Annotated in this window: 17 protein-coding genes; 2 read left to right on the top strand and 15 right to left on the bottom strand. The window is 62.0% G+C overall.

Features of this window, described 5'->3' with window-relative positions:
• Window positions 1-193: 193 nt before the first annotated feature.
• On the top strand, window positions 194-1,108 hold the full coding sequence (locus AC1Q6D_RS01855) for a LysR family transcriptional regulator (RefSeq protein WP_103402784.1): 915 nt from the start codon (window positions 194-196) through the stop codon (window positions 1,106-1,108).
• 86 nt (window positions 1,109-1,194) lie between these two features.
• Here the strand turns inward: AC1Q6D_RS01855 and madM are convergent, their stop codons facing one another.
• The 15 genes from madM to pilG all read right to left on the bottom strand — a co-directional run bounded on the left by madM (window position 1,195) and on the right by pilG (window position 18,724).
• A complete protein-coding gene (gene madM / locus AC1Q6D_RS01850; protein ID WP_103402785.1) occupies window positions 1,195-1,959 on the bottom strand; it encodes a malonate transporter subunit MadM in 765 nt (254 codons plus the stop codon).
• A 5-nt stretch (window positions 1,960-1,964) separates the two neighbouring features.
• Window positions 1,965-2,357 carry a malonate transporter subunit MadL gene (gene madL / locus AC1Q6D_RS01845; protein ID WP_103402786.1) on the bottom strand — a complete coding sequence of 131 codons (393 nt, stop codon included), beginning with the start codon at window positions 2,355-2,357 and terminating at the stop codon, window positions 1,965-1,967.
• Window positions 2,358-2,421: 64 nt separating this feature from the next.
• A complete protein-coding gene (gene mdcH, locus AC1Q6D_RS01840; RefSeq protein WP_103402787.1) occupies window positions 2,422-3,333 on the bottom strand; it encodes a malonate decarboxylase subunit epsilon in 912 nt (303 codons plus the stop codon).
• Complete coding sequence (locus tag AC1Q6D_RS01835; protein WP_103402788.1) at window positions 3,330-3,950, bottom strand: malonate decarboxylase holo-ACP synthase; 621 nt, start codon at window positions 3,948-3,950, stop codon at window positions 3,330-3,332. The genes mdcH and AC1Q6D_RS01835 overlap by 4 nt, the downstream gene beginning before the upstream one ends.
• The gene (gene mdcE / locus AC1Q6D_RS01830) at window positions 3,944-4,747 is read right to left on the bottom strand and encodes a biotin-independent malonate decarboxylase subunit gamma (protein ID WP_103402789.1); all 804 of its coding nucleotides are present in this window, start codon (window positions 4,745-4,747) and stop codon (window positions 3,944-3,946) included. Before mdcE ends, AC1Q6D_RS01835 begins: the two co-directional genes overlap by 7 nt.
• Window positions 4,744-5,595 carry a biotin-independent malonate decarboxylase subunit beta gene (locus AC1Q6D_RS01825; protein ID WP_103402790.1) on the bottom strand — a complete coding sequence of 284 codons (852 nt, stop codon included), beginning with the start codon at window positions 5,593-5,595 and terminating at the stop codon, window positions 4,744-4,746. Before AC1Q6D_RS01825 ends, mdcE begins: the two co-directional genes overlap by 4 nt.
• The gene (locus tag AC1Q6D_RS01820; RefSeq protein ID WP_034147532.1) at window positions 5,588-5,887 is read right to left on the bottom strand and encodes a malonate decarboxylase subunit delta; all 300 of its coding nucleotides are present in this window, start codon (window positions 5,885-5,887) and stop codon (window positions 5,588-5,590) included. The genes AC1Q6D_RS01825 and AC1Q6D_RS01820 overlap by 8 nt, the downstream gene beginning before the upstream one ends.
• The gene (locus tag AC1Q6D_RS01815; protein ID WP_103402791.1) at window positions 5,887-6,762 is read right to left on the bottom strand and encodes a triphosphoribosyl-dephospho-CoA synthase; all 876 of its coding nucleotides are present in this window, start codon (window positions 6,760-6,762) and stop codon (window positions 5,887-5,889) included. Before AC1Q6D_RS01815 ends, AC1Q6D_RS01820 begins: the two co-directional genes overlap by 1 nt.
• Window positions 6,762-8,432 carry a malonate decarboxylase subunit alpha gene (mdcA, locus tag AC1Q6D_RS01810; RefSeq protein ID WP_103402792.1) on the bottom strand — a complete coding sequence of 557 codons (1,671 nt, stop codon included), beginning with the start codon at window positions 8,430-8,432 and terminating at the stop codon, window positions 6,762-6,764. Before mdcA ends, AC1Q6D_RS01815 begins: the two co-directional genes overlap by 1 nt.
• Window positions 8,433-8,632: 200 nt before the next feature.
• Complete coding sequence (locus tag AC1Q6D_RS01805) at window positions 8,633-9,103, bottom strand: chemotaxis protein CheW (RefSeq protein WP_371919874.1); 471 nt, start codon at window positions 9,101-9,103, stop codon at window positions 8,633-8,635.
• Window positions 9,096-15,110: an Hpt domain-containing protein gene (locus AC1Q6D_RS01800; RefSeq protein ID WP_103402793.1), complete on the bottom strand. Its 6,015-nt coding sequence runs from the start codon at window positions 15,108-15,110 to the stop codon at window positions 9,096-9,098. The genes AC1Q6D_RS01805 and AC1Q6D_RS01800 overlap by 8 nt, the downstream gene beginning before the upstream one ends.
• A gap of 49 nt (window positions 15,111-15,159) precedes the next feature.
• Window positions 15,160-17,220 (bottom strand): methyl-accepting chemotaxis protein, encoded by a 2,061-nt coding sequence (locus AC1Q6D_RS01795; RefSeq protein ID WP_103402794.1) that lies wholly within the window; start codon window positions 17,218-17,220, stop codon window positions 15,160-15,162.
• A 126-nt stretch (window positions 17,221-17,346) separates the two neighbouring features.
• Window positions 17,347-17,886, bottom strand: a complete 540-nt coding sequence (locus tag AC1Q6D_RS01790) for a chemotaxis protein CheW (protein ID WP_103402795.1) — start codon at window positions 17,884-17,886, stop codon at window positions 17,347-17,349.
• A 10-nt stretch (window positions 17,887-17,896) separates the two neighbouring features.
• Window positions 17,897-18,262: a twitching motility response regulator PilH gene (gene pilH / locus AC1Q6D_RS01785; RefSeq protein ID WP_047539122.1), complete on the bottom strand. Its 366-nt coding sequence runs from the start codon at window positions 18,260-18,262 to the stop codon at window positions 17,897-17,899.
• Window positions 18,263-18,319: 57 nt separating this feature from the next.
• A complete protein-coding gene (gene pilG / locus AC1Q6D_RS01780; protein WP_047539125.1) occupies window positions 18,320-18,724 on the bottom strand; it encodes a twitching motility response regulator PilG in 405 nt (134 codons plus the stop codon).
• A 373-nt stretch (window positions 18,725-19,097) separates the two neighbouring features.
• Here pilG and gshB point away from each other — a divergent pair, with 373 nt between their 5' ends.
• Entirely contained in the window at window positions 19,098-20,048 is a 951-nt protein-coding gene (gshB, locus tag AC1Q6D_RS01775; RefSeq protein WP_103402796.1) for a glutathione synthase, read from the top strand.
• The last annotated feature ends 7 nt before the right edge of the window (window positions 20,049-20,055 follow it).

The raw sequence follows: 20,055 nt of genomic DNA, 5'->3' as shown, positions 1-20,055 counted from the left end.
TCACCTCGAAAATCATTAGCCCAACGTACAAGGCTTAGGCCTGAAGCTTAAGAGCGCAATGTTTCAGAACACAATGGCCGGTTTGCCGGTGTCAGCGCCTCAAGTTTTACGTTGATCGTCATGGCGCCATCGCTGGCAAGCCAGCTCCCGTAAAGGCCCGTACAATCGAGCCATTCGAACAAGAGTCCGCGCCATGCTGATTGACGAAGAGTTGACCCTGAAAAAACTCGAGGTGTTCCTGGCCTTCATGCGCACCGGCAATCTGTCCCGGGCCGCGGCCGAATTACAGACCAGCAACGTCAGCGTGCACCGGGCGATCCACTCCCTGGAAAGCGCCTTGCGCTGCCCGTTGTTCAAACACGAAGGCCGCAACCTGACCCCGCTGGAAAGCGCCTACGTGCTGGAAGAACGGGCGCAGAAGCTGATTCAGGACGTGGTCGAGAGCGTACGCCTGACGCGCGAGGCCGCCGGATTTTCCGCTGAACGCTTCAAACTGGGCTCGCTGTATTCGCTGACCGTGAAAACCGTGCCGCAGTTGATCATGGGCCTGAAAATCCGCCGCAGCGAACTCAACATCGACCTGATCCTTGGTTCGAATTTCGACCTGCTCTACAAGCTCAAGAACATGGAAGTGGATGCGATCCTGGTGTCTCTGGACGACAGCATCAACGACCCGGATTGCGAGCAGATCCAACTGTTTTCCGACGATATCTTCCTCGCCACGCCGGCCGATTCGAAGTTCGCCCAACGCACCGAAGTCGACCTCGCCGAAGTGCGCGACGAAACCTTCATCACCCTGAGCCAGGGCTTCGCCACCCATCAGGACGGCAAGCGGGTATTCGAGCAGGCGGGGTTCGAGCCGAAGGTGGCGATGCAGGTCAACGACATCTTCACCTTGCTGAGCATGGTCAGTTCGGGGGTGGGTTATGCGTTGCTGCCGGGCAGGATTGCGGCGGTGTACGAGAACCGGGTGAAGCTGATCCCGTTGCAGGAAAAATACCGGTTGCAGCAGCACATCGGCGTGGTGTTTCTCAAGGCCAAGGAGCGTGACCCGAATCTGTTGGCGCTATTGGCAGAGTGTCGGATGTATGCCAATCGGCAGGTTTGAGAGCCGCCGCACGTCTTTGGCGAGCAAGCCTCGCGCCTACAGGGATTACGCAATCCCCTGAGGCGCAAGGCTTACCCTCTAAGGCATCAGCCCATTAATCCGCGCATGACCAGAAACAGCACCGAAGGCCCGAGCAAACAGCCTAACGCCGTGTAGAACGCGGCGGTCAGGCAACCATAAGGCACCAGCTTCGGATCCGTAGCCGCCAACCCGCCCGCCACGCCACTGGAAGTGCCCATCAAGCCACCAAAGATCACCGCGCTACGTGGATTGTTCAGACCAATTACTGGCGCCACGAACGGCGTCATGACCATCACCAGAATGGCTTTGATCAACCCGGCCGCAATCGACAGCGCCATAACCTCGGAACTGGCGCCAATGGCAGCCCCGGTTACCGGTCCGACGATATACGTCACGGCCCCGGCACCAATGGTGGTCAGGCTCACCGCATCGGTATATCCGAAGGCCATAGCCACCGCGACACCAGCGATGAACGACGTCCCGACGCCGACGAACAATGCCAGTACTCCGACAAAACCGGCACGTTTGAGCTCATCGACGCTGACGCCGAACGCCGTGGCCACAATGGCGAAATCACGCAACATTGCACCGCCCAGCAAACCGATCCCGGACAGCAACGGGATGTCCACCACGCCTTTCTGGCCACCGGTCAACGCACCACCGATGTACGACAACAACAGACCGAGCAAAATGGCGATGGCCGAGCCGTGCAAGCGGCCTTTGGTGAACGTATTGGAAATCCAGTAGGACACCCACATGGTCACGCCGACAATCGCAAAGCCACTGATCATGCCGTAACCGGTAATCACCTTCATCATCGATTCGTACATGGCGATTACCCTACAGTCTTGGGTGGAATGACCGAGGCCGGTTCTTTGTTACCAATTCGAACCAGGACTGGCACCAGCGCAAAAGCGATGGTAACTGCAGCTACACCCGCCAGAATCGCCATTGGCCCTCCCTTGAGCGCGCCATAAACGTTCTGCTGTGCCGCCATGGCAACGACAATCGGGATGTAAATTGCGCTCCAGAACTCTACGCCCTGTTCGGTTTTACCCTTGAACCAACCGCTTTTGTTGAGACAACTGCCGAGCCCGATCAACAACAACATCGCAATACCGACACCGCCGACGTTGGCCGGTATGCCTATCAGCTTGCCAAGCAGTTCACCGATGAAAATACCCGTCAGGGTACAAAAGGCGAGAAACGCCACACCGTAAATAATCATTGTTGTAGTCCTCAAATTGCATCGTCGAATATTGTTTTTGTTGTTCGAAGCCTGAGTCAGTGATCTAGGATTGGCGGCTTCCCTCCTCACGCAACAGCGCCTGCAGGGTATCGAGCCGGGCACCGTCGAAAGCCATGACGGTGCCCTGCTCGAACACCCGGCGCGCCAGCCCGGTCAGCACCGCACCGGGCGGCAGTTCGATCTGTAGACGTACGCCACGCTCATAAGCGCTTTGTACCGTGCCGCGCCAGTCCACCACGCGGCACATGTTGAAAGCGAGGTCGTCGCGCAACGCTTCGATGTTGGTCACCATCCGCGCGCGGCTGCCGCTGAGATAACCCAGGACCGGCGTTTTCAGTGGCACCGTGGCGAAGGCTTCGGCCAGGACCTTCGCCGGTGCATCCAGCAGCGGGCAGTGCGACGGCACGCTCACCGCCAGACGCTTGGCCAGCCCGGCACCACGGCCTTTCGCCAACCCGGCGACCGCTTTCATCGCGCCATCGCTGCCGGCGATCACCACCTGGTTATCGGCGTTGATGTTGGCCAGGTAAACCGGCGTGTCGTCGCCGTGAACCTGGGCCAGCAAACCTTCAACCGTCGCCAGATCCAGACCGATGATCGCGGTCATGCCGTAGCCCAGAGGATAAGCCTGCTGCATCAACTCACCGCGCAGGCTGACCAGATGCAACGCATCGCTGAAACTCAGGGCTCCGGCCACCACCGCTGCCGGGTAGGCGCCGATGGACAAACCGGCGACATAATCCGCAGCGACGGACAATTGCCGCGAAGCCGCCACACCGGCGATCAACAGGCACAATTGCACCGCCCGAGTCGACTGCAAGGCTTCGGCAGAATCCAGTCGCAAGACATCCTCACCGAGCACGTCGCTGGCCTCGTTCAGGGTTTCCCGAGGCAAGCGCTGAAGCATGCCCGGCTGCTGCGCGCCCTGACCGGGGAACACCAACAAGCTGCTCACGCTGCCTGCTCCTGCGGGTTCCATGGATCGAGCACCAGACAAGCCTGGCTTGCGTTCTTGAGCAGCACGCGATTCGAAGAACCGGCCCATTCACGCAATGCGACGGCGCCGCATGGCGTCTGCAATTGCATGTCCACTACACAGATGGCGCGGTCCAGAATCGCCACCAGCGCCCGGGATTCAGCACGGCTTAGCGGCTGCGGTGTACGAAGTATCAGGTCGAGGTCACTGCCCTCATGCAAGGCTGCAAACCCGCTGGCCAGTTCAAACCCGGCACTGCCGCTGACACCCCAGACCCGACCGCAACCCTCCAGCATCGGCCGCAATTGAGCCAGGGCCTGAAGCACGGGCAAGTCCCGATCGATATCGACATGACAGAGCGCCTCCGGCGACACCCGACGGGTGATCGAAGCAATCGCCATCGACGCCGCGTAACGCTGCTCACGCAGACGGCCACGCACACCGACCGCCACCTGCCCGGCCGCTGACAAGGCACGCCGCACCACCACCGGTTGCCCGGCGCGGACAGACTCAATCACCCACGCAGGCGCATCCGCTGGCAACTGCTCCGGGGTCATCCCCCAGAGCAGGTCGTGGGCCAACAGCGTGTTCACCACTGCGCCCTCAGCAGTTGGCGAACCAGGCTGGAGGCCGTGCGATTGGTGGCACCGAGGCGGCCACTCAGGTCGCGTCCCTTGGCAGCGACATCGCCGATCGCCAATGCCAGGCACTCGGTCACCCGCGCCAGATCGTTCGCCGACGGTTGTTCGATCCGCTCCACCGACAAGGTTTCCCAGAGCAAACCGAGGCTGGCATAACTGTCGATGTCATAGGCCATCGGTGGCACGCTGGCGGCCAGGGTTTCCAGTTCTTCGACACTGCGCAGCGTCACCCGTGCCGCCGATGCCTTGCCCATGGCATGCACCATCACCCCAGGATCACGCAAGGCAATCAGTCGGTTGGCTTGATAGCCGTGGGCGAGAAAGGCCCCGGACATGGCCTTGCCCACTAACAAGCCGATCACGGCGTGGCCAGCCAGTCGGGCACGGGCATAACTGTCGGCGGCACCGGCCAGGGCCTGATGAATACCGAGCGCTTCTTCGCGCCGGCCATAAGCCTGGCTCGGTACATCAACGATGGCGATCAAGGCGCGTTTTTGCGGTTTGTCCTGATCGGCCGTGATGACTTCATCCACCGCCTTGGCCAGGCCCCAGCCTTCGAGCAAGCCCACTTCACCATGACGGGCACGAACGAAACGGTTATCCGGATCGGCCACCACCGCGATAAAACGAACGGCTTGTTCACCTAGAACGCCATCCGCCACCTTCAGCGAGGCCGGTAAACCTTCGACCGCTTTGGTGCCAGCACTCAAGGCGTTGAACCAGTTCAAGCCCCTCAGGGAATACGCACTCATGAGCGCTCTCCTTGATACAGATCGCGAACCACTGAAGGCTCGATTTGCGGCCCGGCGTCCAGACGCGCCAGCCGTTGCAGGAACAGTTCGGCCTGAGTGCTGCGTTGCTGCGCGGGCAAACCCTGCTTGAGCAGCGCGCTGACCTGCTGGCGGATCTGCGCCACGTCGTCCTCGGCGTAGCGATCCACCAGACCGGTGGCAAACCGTTGCTCGCCGCCGGTCAGGCTCCAGATGAACGGACGATCCCGCGAGTCGTATTCCTCAAGTCCGGCCTCCTGTTCGATCACTTGCGGGCCGTTCAGGCCGAGACGCGCTTCCTGAGTGACCAGCAAGTAGCTGCACAAGCCGGCGGCAATCGACATGCCGCCGAAGCAGCCCACGCTGCCGGCCACCACGCCAATCACCGGTTGGTACTGGCGCAGGTCGACAATCGCCGCATGAACATCGGCAATCGCCGCCAAGCCGAGGTTGGCCTCCTGCAAACGTACGCCACCGGTTTCCAGCAGCAGCACGGCACGGGTCGGGATGCCGTTGCGGTTGTCTTCGGCCGCCAGCTCCAGTGCCCCGGCAAGCTTCGCCCCGCCGACTTCACCGAGGCTGCCGCCCTGGAACGCCCCTTCGATAGCCCCGATCACCACCGGCAAACCGTCAATGCTGCCCTTGGCAATGATCACGCCGTCATCGGCCTGTGGCACCACGCCCTGACGCGACAACCAGGGCGACATGACCCGTTGAAACGGGTCGAGCAATTCGCGAAAGGTACCGGCATCGAGCAAGGCCTTCGCCCGTTGGCGGGCGCCGAGTTCGACGAAGCTGTGCTTGTGCAGCAGTTCTGCGTTGTCAGTCATGGCCGATCTCCTCGAAACCCTGCTCCAGGCGCAAACGCACCACGCCGGGGGTGGCGCCGAAATCGTGAATGTCGATGTCCATCGCCGGCGGTGTCTGCCCGTCGAACATCCGTGCAAACAGGTGCTGCCAGCGTTGCTCGCTGCCATTGACCGAGGTCTGCACGGTGATGGTCAGCTTGCCGGCCTGACCCGGCTCGATCAGTACTTCCAGATCGCCCGAGCCGACACAGCCCACCAGTGTGCGGCCGCGTGGCGGCTGCCCGGCGGGGAATTCAAAGGATAAGGTTTCCATCAAAAAGCTCCCTGATTGATGCCGTCGCCGGACTCGATGCGGTCGATGAACAGGCAGGCGGCGAGCAGGTCGGCAGCACCGCCAGGCGAGGCATTCAGCGCGATTAATTGTTGGTCCAGCTCATGCAGGCGCCGGCGACCGGCCAGGCTGGCACTGCCACCCGCGTCGAGTACCGCCTGGGCGCCGCGCTGCATGGTTTGCAGGCCTTGCTCGCCGGCGCGGTAGAGCACGCAGGTGTCCGCCAGACTGGTCATGATTGCCAGCAGCGCATCGAGCCGGGCGTTCTGTTCGCCATGACTGGCGGCGCGGCTGCGCTTGAGTTGCGGCAGGGCGCGCTGGGTGACCGCGGGGAAGCCCAACTGCGCTTCTTCCCGCGCACCGCGAGCGCCGTAGCGCTGGGCGACCTGGGCACCATGGCTCAGCGGCCGTGGTGCATGGCGGTCGTTGAGCAAGGCCAGGCGTGCGGCGCGCAAAGCGATGGAACCTGCGGCAGTCGATTCAGGCTCCAGCGCGGCAGCCGCAACCAACAGGCCCAACGCCCAGATGGCCCCGCGATGAGTATTCACGCCGTGGGTGGTGGCGAGCATCGCTTGCTCGCCTTCCCGACCGATCAGCCCGATGGCCTCACGCAGGGGCAAACCGATCTCGCCGATCTCGATGGCGACCTCAGCCATTTCCTTGAACGCTGGCCACAACGCCAGCGCCGAGGCGTGCATCAGCCCCAGGTGCAAATCGGTATGGGCACCGCTGCCGCGTCGATCGACCAGCGCCGGTTTCGGCGACAGATCCGCTTCGTCGATCAGCGCGTCCACCGCCAGGTCCGCCAGGCGTTCGGCCAGGGTCAGGGTTTTCGCGTGCAGGTTGAATGCGTGCATTACCAGCTCCTGAATTTGGCGGGCGGGTTGTAGAGGCCACCGGACCACTCCACCAGATCGGCCACGCTTTTGGCGGCGAGCAATTCGCGGGTGGCGTCGGTGCGGCGGATGCCGAGGTCTTCGGGCAGGGCGATCAGGCCTTCGCGGCGCATGCGCGCCGTGTCTTTGGGGTTATGACGCAGGCCGATGGCGGTCACCCCCGCGACGGCGGCGATCATGGCCTGGCGCTCTTCCAGCGAACGGGCCTTGTACAGGTAGGCAATGCCTTCTTCGGTCAGCAGGTGGGTGACGTCGTCGCCGTAGATCATGATCGGCGCCAGCGGCATGCCACTTTTCTTCGCCACGTCGATCGCATCGAGGGTTTCGACGAAGGTCGGTTTTCCGCCCTCCTGGAAGGTCTCGACCATCTGCACCACGAGTTTCTTGCCGCGCTCGAGCATGGGTTCGGCCGCGTCGCTGTGGCGCATGTCGAGCCAGGCCGGCGTACCGTGGCGCCGACCGCGCGGGTCGTGGCCCATGTTCGGTGCGCCGCCGAAACCGGCCAGGCGTCCTCGGGTCACGGTCGAAGAATGGCCGTCGCCATCGACTTGCAGGGTGGCACCGATGAACAGATCCACCGCGTATTGCCCGGCGAGTTGGCTGAACATGCGGTTGGAACGCATGGAACCGTCACGCCCGGTGAAGAACACGTCAGGCCGGGCGGCGATGTAGTTTTCCATGCCCAGTTCGGTGCCGAAGCAATGCACGCTTTCGACCCAACCGCTTTCGATTGCCGGGATCAACGTCGGGTGCGGGTTAAGCGTCCAGTTGCGGCAGATCTTGCCTTTAAGACCGAGGGATTCGCCGTAGGTCGGGAGGATCAGCTCGATGGCGGCGGTGTTGAAACCGATGCCGTGATTGAGCGACTGAACATTGTGTTTTTCGTAGATGCCGCGGATCGCCATCATCGCCATCAGCACATGCACAGGCTTGATGTGCCGGGGGTCGCGGGTGAACAGCGGTTCTATATAGAACGGCTTGTCGGCCACCACCACGAAATCGACCCAGGATGCGGGAATGTCGACGCGGGGCAACTCGCTGACGTCGTCCACCAGCTGATTGACCTGGACGATGACGATGCCATCGCTGAACGCGGCCGGCTCGATCAGGGCCGGAGTGTCTTCGGTACTCGCCCCGGTGTAGATGTTGCCGGCGCGGTCGGCCATGAAACCGGCCGAGAGCACGACGTTGGGAATCAGGTCCACCACCAGCCGCGCATAGAGTTCGATGTAGGTGTGGATCGCACCGATTTCCAGCAGGCCGTCTTCGAGCAACTGGCTGATGCGCAAGCTTTGCGCGCCGGCGAAGGCGAAGTCGAGTTTGCTGGCGATGCCGCGTTCGAATAGATCCAGGTGCTCGGCACGTCCGACGCTGGGCATGATCATGTGCAAATCATGCAGCTTGCCGGGGTCGGCCTTGACCAACGAGCGGGAGAGAAAATCCGCCTGCTTCTGGTTGTTGCCCTCCAGCACCACACGGTCGCCGGGCAGAATCAACGCCTCCAGCGCCGCGACTATCTTGTCGGTGGGCAACACCACACCGTCGGCAAGGCCCCGCACCAGTGCAAGACGCCGCTGCTTTTCGCTGCGCCGCCGCGTCCATCGCGAGTCGGGGGATATTGTTGTTGTCATGACCACTCCACGGGTTCGCTGTCGTGGAGTCACCTTAGGAGCGTTGGGTGGGGGGTATCAATCAAGCAGCGTGGTGGATTGTTACGGTCAGGGTAATGGTTGACCGTGCTGACGCCATCGCGAGCAAGCTCCCTCCCACATTGGATTTGCGACATTCATAAAGCGGTGGGAGCGGCAGTGCATTCATCGAAAAATCAGGATCAACCGGCCAACCCCGCCCCGATCAACAATTCCTCCAACGCCAACAAATCCGGCACCTTCGCAACCTGATCACCCACCTGCACCGCTGCTTTTTCCAGCGAGCACAACGGCACGTCGACATAGCTCAACTGACTGTCGAGCTTGTACGAGCGGGGAATGCCCTGGACCAGCATGGCGATGAATTTCAGCTCGGGGCGGCCGCCGAGGGCGTTGAGGATGACGATCCGGGCGCGCTCACCGATGACGATTTTACTGCCGCACGCCGACTCGAAACTGAGCAGCGGGATTTGCCGGTTGCGCCACGGTACTCGCCCCAAATACCAGGGCGGCGTGTCGAGGTCGAATGCCGCGGGCTGGTAGTCGATCAGTTCGGCGACCGCGACGTTGGGCAGGATCAGGTTGCGGTCGGCCAGTGGCAGCAAGAGACCGGTGAGGTGGCTGGTGCGCTGGTCGATCAGCCGCTCAAGCATGGGTTTTGCTCCATAGGGCGATGCTTTCGAGCAGTACCGATTCCTGGTACGGCTTGCCGAGGTAGTCGTTGACGCCGATGGCCATGGCGCGGTCGCGGTGTTTCTGCCCGGTACGCGAGGTGATCATGATGATCGGCAGGTGCTTCAAACGCTCGTCGCTGCGCACCAGCGTTGCCACTTCGAAACCGTCCATGCGCGGCATTTCGATGTCGAGCAGCAATACGTCGGGCATGTGTTCTTCAAGCAGCAGCATGGCGTCGACCCCATCCTTGGCCGTCAGCACGTTCATGCCGTGGCGTTCGAGCAAGCGGCTGGTGACCTTGCGCACGGTGACCGAGTCATCGACCACCATGATCAGCAACGGCCGTTGCGGCTCGCTCTCGGTATCGGGATTCGCCGGACGCTGTGGCACATGGGCTTGCAGGGCGCGGATCGGCGCCAGCAAATCCAGAATCAGCACCACCCGGCCATCCCCCAGGATCGTCGCGCCGGACACGCCCTGCACCGCCGCGAACTGCGGGCCAAGGCTCTTGACCACGATCTCGCGAGTGCCGGCCATGGCATCGACCAGCACCGCGATGTGCCGTTCGTTGCACTGCACCAGCAGCACCGGCAGCGGCAGGTTCTGGCCCAGCAGTTTTGGCCGTGGACTGGTTTTCAACAGTTCGCCCAGGTAGCACAGTTCATAGCGTTGCCCGGCGTATTCATAGGTCGGCGGGTCGAGGCGGAAATGCCCTTCGAGCTCGTTGGGCAACACACGGACGATGCCATCGATGGTGTTCAGCGGGATCGCGTACTGATCCTCGCCACATTGCACCATCAGCGCGCGGTTGACCGACACCGTGAACGGCAGGCGAATGCGGAAGTGCACGCCCTGCCCCCGCACGGAATCGATGCTCATGCTGCCGCCCAGTTGCCGGACTTCTTCATGCACGACATCCATGCCGACGCCCCGCCCGGAAATCTGGGTGATTTTCTCGGCCGTGGAGAACCCCGGCTGCAGGATGAATTGCAGCACGTCGCGGTCGCTGATCTCGCTGTTCGGGTCGAGCAAACCGCGATTGATCGCCTTGCGCCGCACCGCCTCCAGGGGCACGCCGGCACCGTCGTCGCGAATATCGAAAATGATGTCGCCGCCCTCGCGCAACAGATCGAGGGTGATCCGTCCCTGTGCCGGTTTACCCGCCGCTATCCGCGCCTCGGCAGATTCCAGGCCATGGTCCACGGCGTTGCGTAGCATGTGCTCAAGCGGTGCGGCCATGCGTTCGAGCACGTTGCGATCCATCTCGCCTTCAGCGTTTTCGACGATGAACTCGACGTCCTTGCCCAACTCTTCGGACACCTGACGAACGATGCGCTTCAAGCGCGGCAGCATCCGCTCGAACGGCACCATGCGCGTATGCATCAGGCCCTCCTGCAGTTCGGTGTTGATGCGGCCTTGCTGTTGCAGCAGGTTTTCCGCGTCCTGATTGCGCCGGTCGAGGGTTTCCTTGAGGTCAAGCAGGTCGGAGGCCGATTCGAACAGCGCCCGCGACAGTTGCTGCAATTGCGAGTGACGGTCCATCTCCAGTGGATCGAACTCCTCGTAACCCAGGCGTTCGGCGTCGACTTGCTGGCGACTGAGGATCCGGCCCTGGGTTTCGATATCGAGTCGACGCAGTTGATCGCGCATCCGCTCGATGGTGGTTTCCATCTCGTTCAGGGCGATTTGCGCATCGCTGACCTGCTGCTCGATGCGGCCGCGAAAGATCGATGTCTCGCCGGCCAGGTTGACCAGGTCATCGAGCAGTTCCGCCGAAACCTTGACCATGTCGGCCCCGGCATCGGGCTGCTGCGGGGCTTCGTTTTTTGCAGTGACGGGCAGCGAGATTGGCGTTGGCGCTTCAGGCAGTGTCGGGTGGCTGAAGTTCTTGATCGCGTCGATCAGCCGATCGGCCGGCGGCAAGGGTTCGCCGGCGCGGGTCGCGTCGAGCATTTGCGCCAGACGGTCATGGCTGCGTTGCAGCAGCTCGAACAACGCCGACGTGGGTTTCAGCACTCCGGTGGATAAATCTTCGTAGAGAAACTCCAGCTCATGGGCCAAATCGCCGATAGGGGCGATTTCCACCATACGGGCGCCGCCCTTGAGCGTGTGCAGGTCGCGCAGCAGGGTTTCCACTTCCTGACGATTCGACGGCTCGGCCTGCCAGCGCACCAGCGCCGCACCGGAGCTTTCGATAATGTCGAAACCTTCTTCGAGGAAGATGTCCAGCAGCTCGCTGTCGTGATGGGCCGAGTCATGGCTGGCCGCAGGTTCGATCACATCGGCGTGGCCCGTTTGCCCTTGGCGCAACACCCGGATCGCGTCGATCAACTCGCTCGTGTCGCCCAAGGGCTGGTGCTGTTTCAGTTGCTCAAGCAATTGCGCCAACCGCTCATGGCTGCGTTGCAGCAAATCGGTCAACCCGACGCTGTAGCTGTAACGACGGTCGACCAGGCCTTCGTAGAGGTGTTCCAGTTCATGGGCCAGGTCACCGACCGGCTCGACCTCGGCCATGCGCGCACCGCCCTTGAGGGTGTGCATGTCCCTTTGCAAGGACGACAGCGGCGCGACGTTCTGCGGCTCGCCCAACCAGCGCTGCAAGGCCTGGCCGGCGCTTTCGAGGATATCCACCGCTTCTTCGAGGAAGATCGAAACGATCTCGTCGTCCAGGTCCTTACCACGGTTCTCTGTAGGAGCTGGCTTGCCGGCGAAGGACTCACCGACGCCGCGTTTTTCCAATAAAAACGCGTCATCGTTGACGACCATCGCGGGCAAGCCAGTGCCCACAGGGGGCAGGCTGTTTTCGAGTTCGGCGGTGGCATCGGACAGTTCGCGGATGCTCAGGGTGCGGCTGCCGTCACTACGAATAAGGCCCATGGCCGATGGGTCCAGGCTCTGATCGAGCAGGCCGTGCAAGGCGCGAATCCGTTCCGGGCGCGGGCTGACTTCCTGGCCGGCAGCCAGTTCATCAAGCATGTTGATCAGCGCTTCGTGGGCACTTTGCGCTTCCTGGAAAAACGCCTCGCTGACCGCCAGACTGCTTTCTTCCACCGCACCGTAAAGGTCGAGCAAGGCTTCGCACAGCTCATCGACAGGATGCAGATCGGCCAGGTGCGCACCTTCGCCGAGGGTGGTCAATTCATCCAGCAGCGCACTGAGTTCCTGGCGTTCGCCAGGGTGTTGCTGCCAGCGTTGCAACAGGCTTTCGGCGTCCAGCAGGATGTCCATGCCCTGGGCCAGAAAGTTGTTGATCAATTGCGGGTCGCGCTTGATGCGCAGCCCTGTGCTCGGGGTGTTCGACAGGCTGGCCAGACGTTCGGCCAACAATGCCTGGGTGCGTTGGATCAAGGCCACAGCGTCAGGGATCCCGGCCAACGGGTCCGTCTTGAGTTGGCGCAAGCCGAGGCGGAACAAACCTTCGGCTTCCAACAGCAATTCGACTTCGTCCAGATCCAGGGCGATCTGGTGGGCCTTGTATTCCCGGGCCAGTTGATCCAGCGGCGCGGCCAGCTCGGCAATCGGCAACACCCCGGCCATCGACGCACTGCCCTTGAGGGTGTGCAAGGCGCGCTGCAACTCATCGCTGGCCTGCAGCGGCACGTGTTCGGCCGCCTGATCCAGGAAGCGGTTGAGGCTGTTCAAATGGGTTTCGGCTTCTTTGCGGAAGATCTCCAGCAGCAAGGGATCAAGGGCCGCGACGTCCTGGGTATCTTCATCGGCGGCCCATTCCTCGCCCTTGGCCAGGGCATGGGCGCGGGCGGCCAATTGGTCGACGTCGTTGCGCTGGCGTTGTGCACCGGCGGCAAATTCGGCCACCAGTTCCGGCAGCAGCGCCACCACATCAGCCAACAGTTGTTGCACGGCAGCGCACGGTGCGACGCTGTGCTCCAGCACGCGGTTGAGCAGGTTTTCCACGGCCCAGGCCAGTTCGCCGAGCACCAGCGCACGGACCATTCGACCACTGCCCTTCAGCGTGTGGAACGCGCGACGCACGTCCCCCAGGGCTGACGGGTCATCGGGGGCGGCCGACCTGCGCGGTAAGTATTCCCGAAGGATTTGCAGCACCTCGTCGGCCTCTTCGAGGAACACTTCGCGCAGTTCGTCATCCACCGGCTCTTCACCGGCAGGCGGCGGCAACAGGCTGCCTGGCGTGGTCAGGGCGGGCGGGTTCAGCGCCGACACCGGGCTGGCCATCACATCCGCCAGGGTCTGGACGATGGTCGGAGAATCCAGTTCCTGCATCTGTTGGATGACCTGCGCCTCGCTCGGACTCAGTACGTCCTCGAGCACCGGCACATGCTGTTCGCGGGGGAAGAAACCGAGTGACGCCAGGCTTTTTTCGGCGATATCGAGCAATGACTCACCGGGGGCTTCCGGGTCATCGTTGAGGCGCTCCAGGTAGTATTCGAGGCTGGCGATAACGTCGGCCAGGCTGTCCAGTTCCTGCCAGTCGGGCTGGCCGGGATCGAGCAGCAGGTGCTCGCGGATGAAGTGATTGCAGGTTTCGACCAGGCTGGCCGCGCGGCTCAACGGAATCATCGCCAGCGCACCGCGAACCTGGGTCAACAGGGCCGGCAGCGCCTGTAAATGTTGGCGGTCCCAGTCGGCGTCGATGTAGTCGACGATCATGTCCTTGGCCTGCTGCAGGCAGATGCGCGCTTCCTTGATCACGATCTGGTGAATCTGCGTCAGGTCGGTGGTCGGCAGACGGCTGTCTTCCTGACTCTCCGGTTCCACGGTGCCGACCATGCCGGCCAGCGTCGCTTCGACATAGAGCAAGGCCCCGGCCACATCCATGAGGATCGCGTCATCGGGCGCACGCTGGCCCTGGGCGAGACTCAGCACCACCGCCAATTGGTCAATGATGACCTTGCGCGGCTGACCGAAACCCAGCACCGCCAGAGTGTCGGCGATTTGCCGCAGCGGCGCCAACAGGCTGTCGAGATCCGAGGTGTGTTGACGGTCGCTGCGCACGAACAGGTCCAGGCGCTCCTTGACCCGCACCAGCTCCTCGCAGAGCGCCGCCAGTACCGAACGCATGGCGTCGCGGTCGGGACCGGCCAGCCGTGCGCGTTCTTCATCGACCATCGCGCTGTCAGGCAGCGCATCGTCCAGTCCGTAGCGATCTTTCATGGTCAGCATCTGCCCGGTGGGGTGTTCGGCTTTGGCAATGTAAAACAGCAAACTCTTGAGCAGCTCCGGCGGCGCCGGCTGATTGATCGCGGGCATGCCCTGTTCGAGCAGACGCTTGAGTTCCTTGTCGGCGTCCTTGAACAGGCTGCGCAAGGCGGGGCTGTTGGCAATCGCACCGCCGCGCATGCCTTCGACCAGCGCCGAAGCGACCTGCCACAACGGGCTCAAGGGTGCGTTACCGCACAGGCTTTCGAGGCGACTGAATACCTTGGCCAGATAACCGAGGTTAGTCTCGTCATCCTGCTCACGGAGCAAGCCAACCAGGGCCATCTGCAACATTTGCCGCAATTTGCGCAGCACGCTCGGCAGCTCCGCCGGCTCCAGCAGCGCCAGCGATTCCTCATCCAGGGGCGGCAGATCAGGCAACTGTGGGCTGAACAGGCTGGTCTCGGACAACAGGCCTTCACCACGGGCGCTGCGCAGATCGTTGATCAGCGGCAGCACCACCAGCGGCAAGTCGCGACGCGCGCCCTGGACCCGGTCGAGGTAAATCGGCAATTGCCCCAAGGCTTGCATCAACAGGTGCAGTGCCTCGTCACGGTGGCTGACGCGGTCCTGTTGCATGGCGCACACAAGCTGCTCCATCTCTTCGGCGAGCAGGGCCGCGCCGTAGAATTCGACCATCTGCAAACTGCCGTGAACCTGATGGATGCACGCCAGGCAATCACTCAGCGCATGCGTCGCCTGCGGATCATCCAGCAGGGTTTCGATGGCGTGATGAGCCTGCTTCAGCGTTTCGGCAATCTCGCCTTTGACCCATTCGAGGGCCACATAGTCGTGCCGATCACCCATAACCACTCCAGTTACCACTTCAGTCAAAATGCCAACGCCCGAAGGCGGTTCAAGCGTTGTCCGTCGCCTGCGCCTGGGCGGCCGGCAAGGTGAAACCGGACACCGACCGCCGCAACTGGCTGGCCATTTTCGCCAGGTTGCCAATGCTCTCGGCGGTGGCGGTGGAACCTGACGAGGTCTGCGTCGTGATTTGCTGGATCACATTCATCGTCAGGGAAATCTGACCGGCAGACGACGTCTGTTGTTGTGCGGCGTTGGAAATACTCTGGATCAGCGCCGCCAGTGTCTTGGAAACCCCTTCGATTTCTTCCAGGGCCACACCGGCATCCTGCGCCAGCCGCGCCCCTCGCACCACTTCGGTGGTGGTCTGCTCCATGGAAATCACGGCTTCGTTGGTGTCGGTCTGAATCGCCCGCACCAGGGTTTCGATCTGCCGGGTCGCGGCAGATGAACGCTCGGCCAGACGTTGCACTTCATCGGCGACCACCGCGAAGCCGCGCCCGGCATCACCGGCCATGGACGCCTGGATCGCCGCATTGAGCGCGAGGATGTTGGTTTGATCGGCAATGTCATCGATCAGGCTGACAATGTCGCCGATTTCCTGGGATGACTCGCCAAGACGCTTGATTCGCTTGGCGGTGTCCTGAATTTGTTCGCGGATGTTGTCCATGCCGTGGATGGTGTTGTGCACCACCTCGTTGCCCTTGTTGGCGATTTCCACCGAACGCTCGGCCACCGCCGAAGATTCGGCGGCGTTGGCCGACACCTGGTCGATGGACTCGGCCATCTCGTTGATGGCGGTAGACGCTTCGGCGATCTGCTGCGCCTGATGCTCCGACGCCTGTGCCAGATGCATCGCGGTGGCCTGGGTTTCCTGCACGGCGGCCGCGACCTGGCCGGCCGTCAGGTTGATGGTCGCCACCAGGTCGCGCAGTTGGTCCACGGAATAGTTGATCGAATCGGCGATGGTGCCGGTGAAATCTTCGGTAACCGATGCCGTGACTGTCAGGTCGCCATCGGCCAGGTCCTCGATCTCGTCGAGCAGACGCATGATCGCGTTCTGGTTGCGCTCGTTTTTCTCGGCGGTTTCCCGCAGTTGGCGATTGGTTTCACGCACCATCACCAAACCGATGAGGATGATCGAGGTTAACGCCAACAAACCCAGCACGTAACCGCCGATGGTATCGGTCGTGCGCCCGCCCGCCAGGTTTTCGAAACCGCTGGCCAGGTGCGAGGCTTCATCGAGCAGGGTTTGCGACAGGCTGAAAATGCTGGTGGCCGATTCGCGCACCTTGAGCAGTTCGGGCGAGGTTTCGAGGATTTCGTCCACTGAGCCGGAGACGAACTCGAACAACTCGGAAATCTCGGTCAGTCGCGCGCGCGCATCGCGGTCTTCGACCTGGCTGATCCTCTGCGACACGTTGCCCTGAAGCATGCCGTTGAGCACCAGACCGAAACGCGCCGCGTCACGACCGAAAGCGTCGGCGGCCTGCTGCGAGTTTTCGTCGCCGGACAATACCGTGTTCACCGCGCCGAGAATCCGCTCGGCCAGCAGCGATTGACGCTGGGCCATCGCCACCTGCCCCGCCGGGGCGCCGCGTTGCAGCAGGATCTCCACCACTTTTTCGTATTCGACCTGCAACTGCGGCACGGTTTCAGCGAGGGTGGCGGCCACCTGATGCAACGACAACACGGTCTGCTCGCTGGAAAGAATGGCGTCGGTGTTCTTCAGCAGGCGTTCCCAATCCAGTTGCACGGCGCGCATTTCCGGGCGCACGGTAGCCGGCGCTGGCGGCAGGCCGGTCGCCGGGTCGCCTTTCTTCAGATAGCCCCAGCGCTGGGCAAAATCATTGCGCGCATCGCTGAGCAGCTTGAATGCCGCGGCCTTGCCGGCGGCGGCCTCGGTGGCGTTTTTGGCAATGCGCTGGGACAGCACGCGCAATTCGCCAGCGTGGCCGATGTACTGTTTATCGTAGGTGGCCTGGGTGTTGAGATACGCGAAGTTGGCGAACAGCAGCATGATGAAGATGATCAGTGCGATGAACAGCACGATGATCTGCGACCGACTGCGCGACCCTTCCATTGGCTTGCCTGTTTTTGCTTTTATCATCGGTCACCAACACCCTTTAAAGCTTGCCGAAGTACCTGCGGGAGCGAGTTTGCTCATTCAGGCGCCGCGGCGCATCAGGAAAACCGCGTTATCGTTCAATCGCGAGCAGGCTCGCTCCCACAGGGTTTACAGGGCGACGTTCATGAATCCCTGGGATCGCGCCAACGCAAACGGGCTGAACACCCGCCAATGCTGCTCGCCCTGAAAACAGCCTTCGACGAACGCCGCCACCGGCCCCTGCAATTCGTCAGCGGGTAGGGCCTCCAGGCTGTCCCGAGCGAAGTGCTGGAGGCCGAAGACTTCGTCGACCATCAAGCCGGCAAACACATCGTCGTGCTCCACCACCAATACCCGTCGCTGCCTTCGCGCGGTCGACAGCTCGTAACCCAAAAAGCCACACAGGTCCATGATCGGCAATAACCGCCCGCGCAAGTTGGCCACGCCCTTGACCCAGGGCTTGACCCCGGGCAGTTGCGTGAAGCGCGGTTCGTGCAACACTTCGCCGACTTCGCCCATGGGCGCGACATACCAGTGTTCGCCCACACGAAAGCCGATGCCACTCCAGCTGTCCTGCCGGGGTGGCTGGGACGGCAAGTCCGCGGCCAGCAGACGACAACGCTGGTCGATCTGCAGCAGGAGCTCGAAGGCGGTCAGTGACTCGCTCATGGCTGGACGATCAACCGGGCAATACGTTGTTCAGGGTCTTGATCAGGGTTTCTTCGTCGACGGGTTTGGTCAGGTAGTCCCTGGCCCCTTGGCGCGTCCCCCAGACCTTGTCGGTTTCCTGATCCTTGGTGGTGATGATGATCACCGGGATATGCCCGGTTTCCGGGTCCTTGGTCAACTGACGGGTCGCCTGAAACCCGTTGAGGCCGGGCATGACAATGTCCATCAACACGGCGTCAGGCTTTTCCTGGCGGGCCAGGGCCACGCCGTCGGCGCCGTTTTCGGCTTTCAATACTTCATGACCATGCTTTTCCAGCATACCGGTCAGTTTGTACATCTCAGTCGGCGAATCATCGACGATCAGAATACGTGCCATGGTCTTCCCCATTCTTGTCGGCGCCAGGCCCGTTGGCCGAGCGTCACTGTAGGTGTCTTACTGCGGCAAAACGGCGGCAAAGCCCGGAACATGGGCCTGGATCGCGTTCAGCAGTTCTTCCTTGCTGAAAGGCTTGGTCAAAAACTGGTCGGAGCCGACGATACGCCCCTTGGCCTTGTCGAACAGCCCGTCCTTGGACGACAACATAATCACTGGCGTGGACTTGAACGCTTGGTTGTTCTTGATCAAAGCGCAGGTCTGATAGCCATCCAGGCGCGGCATCATGATGTCGACAAAGATGATTCCGGGGTGATTGTCGGCGATCTTGGCCAGGGCATCGAAACCGTCGATGGCGGTGATCACTTCACAGCCCACGTTTTTCAACAGCGTTTCGGCGGTGCGACGAATCGTCTTCGAGTCGTCGATCACCATGACCTTCAAGGCGCTGGAATGCTGTTCCATAAATGCTCTGCCGTCGCCTTTGCGAATCAAATTGTCCATTTCCGGTAACCGGAGGGCTCGAAACCCTTGATGTTCAAGGGCCAGTACCACTTGGCAGCCTTTTTAGCACAGTCTCCAACACCAATCTATCGGCCAGCCTTCGCGGTGGTTTTTCCTTGACCGGGAACACACTCAGCGCCACTCTGACGCCACTTTACGGCCTGATCTTTTGTAGGAGCGAGCAGGCTCCGGGCGGCGTTCCGACGATGGTCGTCAACGATGACGCAGGCTGGCTGGAAAAACGCGGTGCCCTCAAGCCCATCGTCGGAACGCCGCCCGGAGCAGGCTCGCTCCTACAGATCACACATACGCCCCTACTTTCGAGGAAACACCCATGAGCGTTCGCGTCGGGATTGTCATGGACCCTATTGCCAGCATTTCCTATAAAAAGGATAGCTCGCTGGCCATGCTGTTGGCCGCGCAGAAGCGCGGCTGGGAACTGTTCTATATGGAACAGCGCGACCTGTACCAGGCAGAAGGCCAGGCCCGGGCGCGGATGCGTCCTTTGAAGGTCTTCGCCAACCCGGAAAAGTGGTTCGAACTGGACGCCGAGCAGGACAACCTGCTGAGTGATCTGGACGTGATCCTGATGCGCAAGGATCCTCCGTTCGACATGGAGTTCGTCTACTCCACCTATCTGCTGGAGCAGGCCGAGCGTGCTGGCGTGCTGGTGGTCAACAAGCCGCAGAGCCTGCGTGACTGCAACGAAAAACTGTTCGCCACGTTGTTCCCGCAGTGCACGCCGCCGACCATCGTCAGCCGTCGCCCGGATGTGCTGCGCGAATTTGCCGACCACCACGGGGACGTGATCCTCAAGCCGCTGGACGGCATGGGCGGCTCGTCCATTTTCCGCCACACCGCGGGCCACCCGAACCTGTCGGTGATCCTCGAGACCCTGACCCTGCACGGTCAGCAGCAGATCATGATCCAGGGCTACCTGCCCGCCATCATCGATGGTGACAAACGTATCCTGATGATCGACGGCGAACCGGTGGACTACTGCCTGGCGCGCATTCCCGCCGCGGGTGAAACCCGTGGCAACCTGGCCGCCGGTGGCCGTGGCGAAGCGCGTCCGCTGACCGAGAAAGATCGCTGGATCGCCGCGCAAGTCGGCCCGACCCTGCGGGAAAAAGGCCTGCTGTTCGTGGGTCTGGACGTCATTGGCGAGCATCTGACGGAAATCAACGTCACCAGCCCGACCTGCATTCGCGAGATCGATAATGCGTTCGGTACCGACATTGGCGGCCTGCTGATGGAGGCTATCGACAAGAAGCTGCAAGCTTGAGACTGTA

Source organism: Pseudomonas sp. MT92 (genome assembly GCF_058792515.1).
The sequence above is the reverse complement of the archived record's forward strand: the minus strand, read 5'-3'. Positions and strand labels throughout refer to the sequence as shown.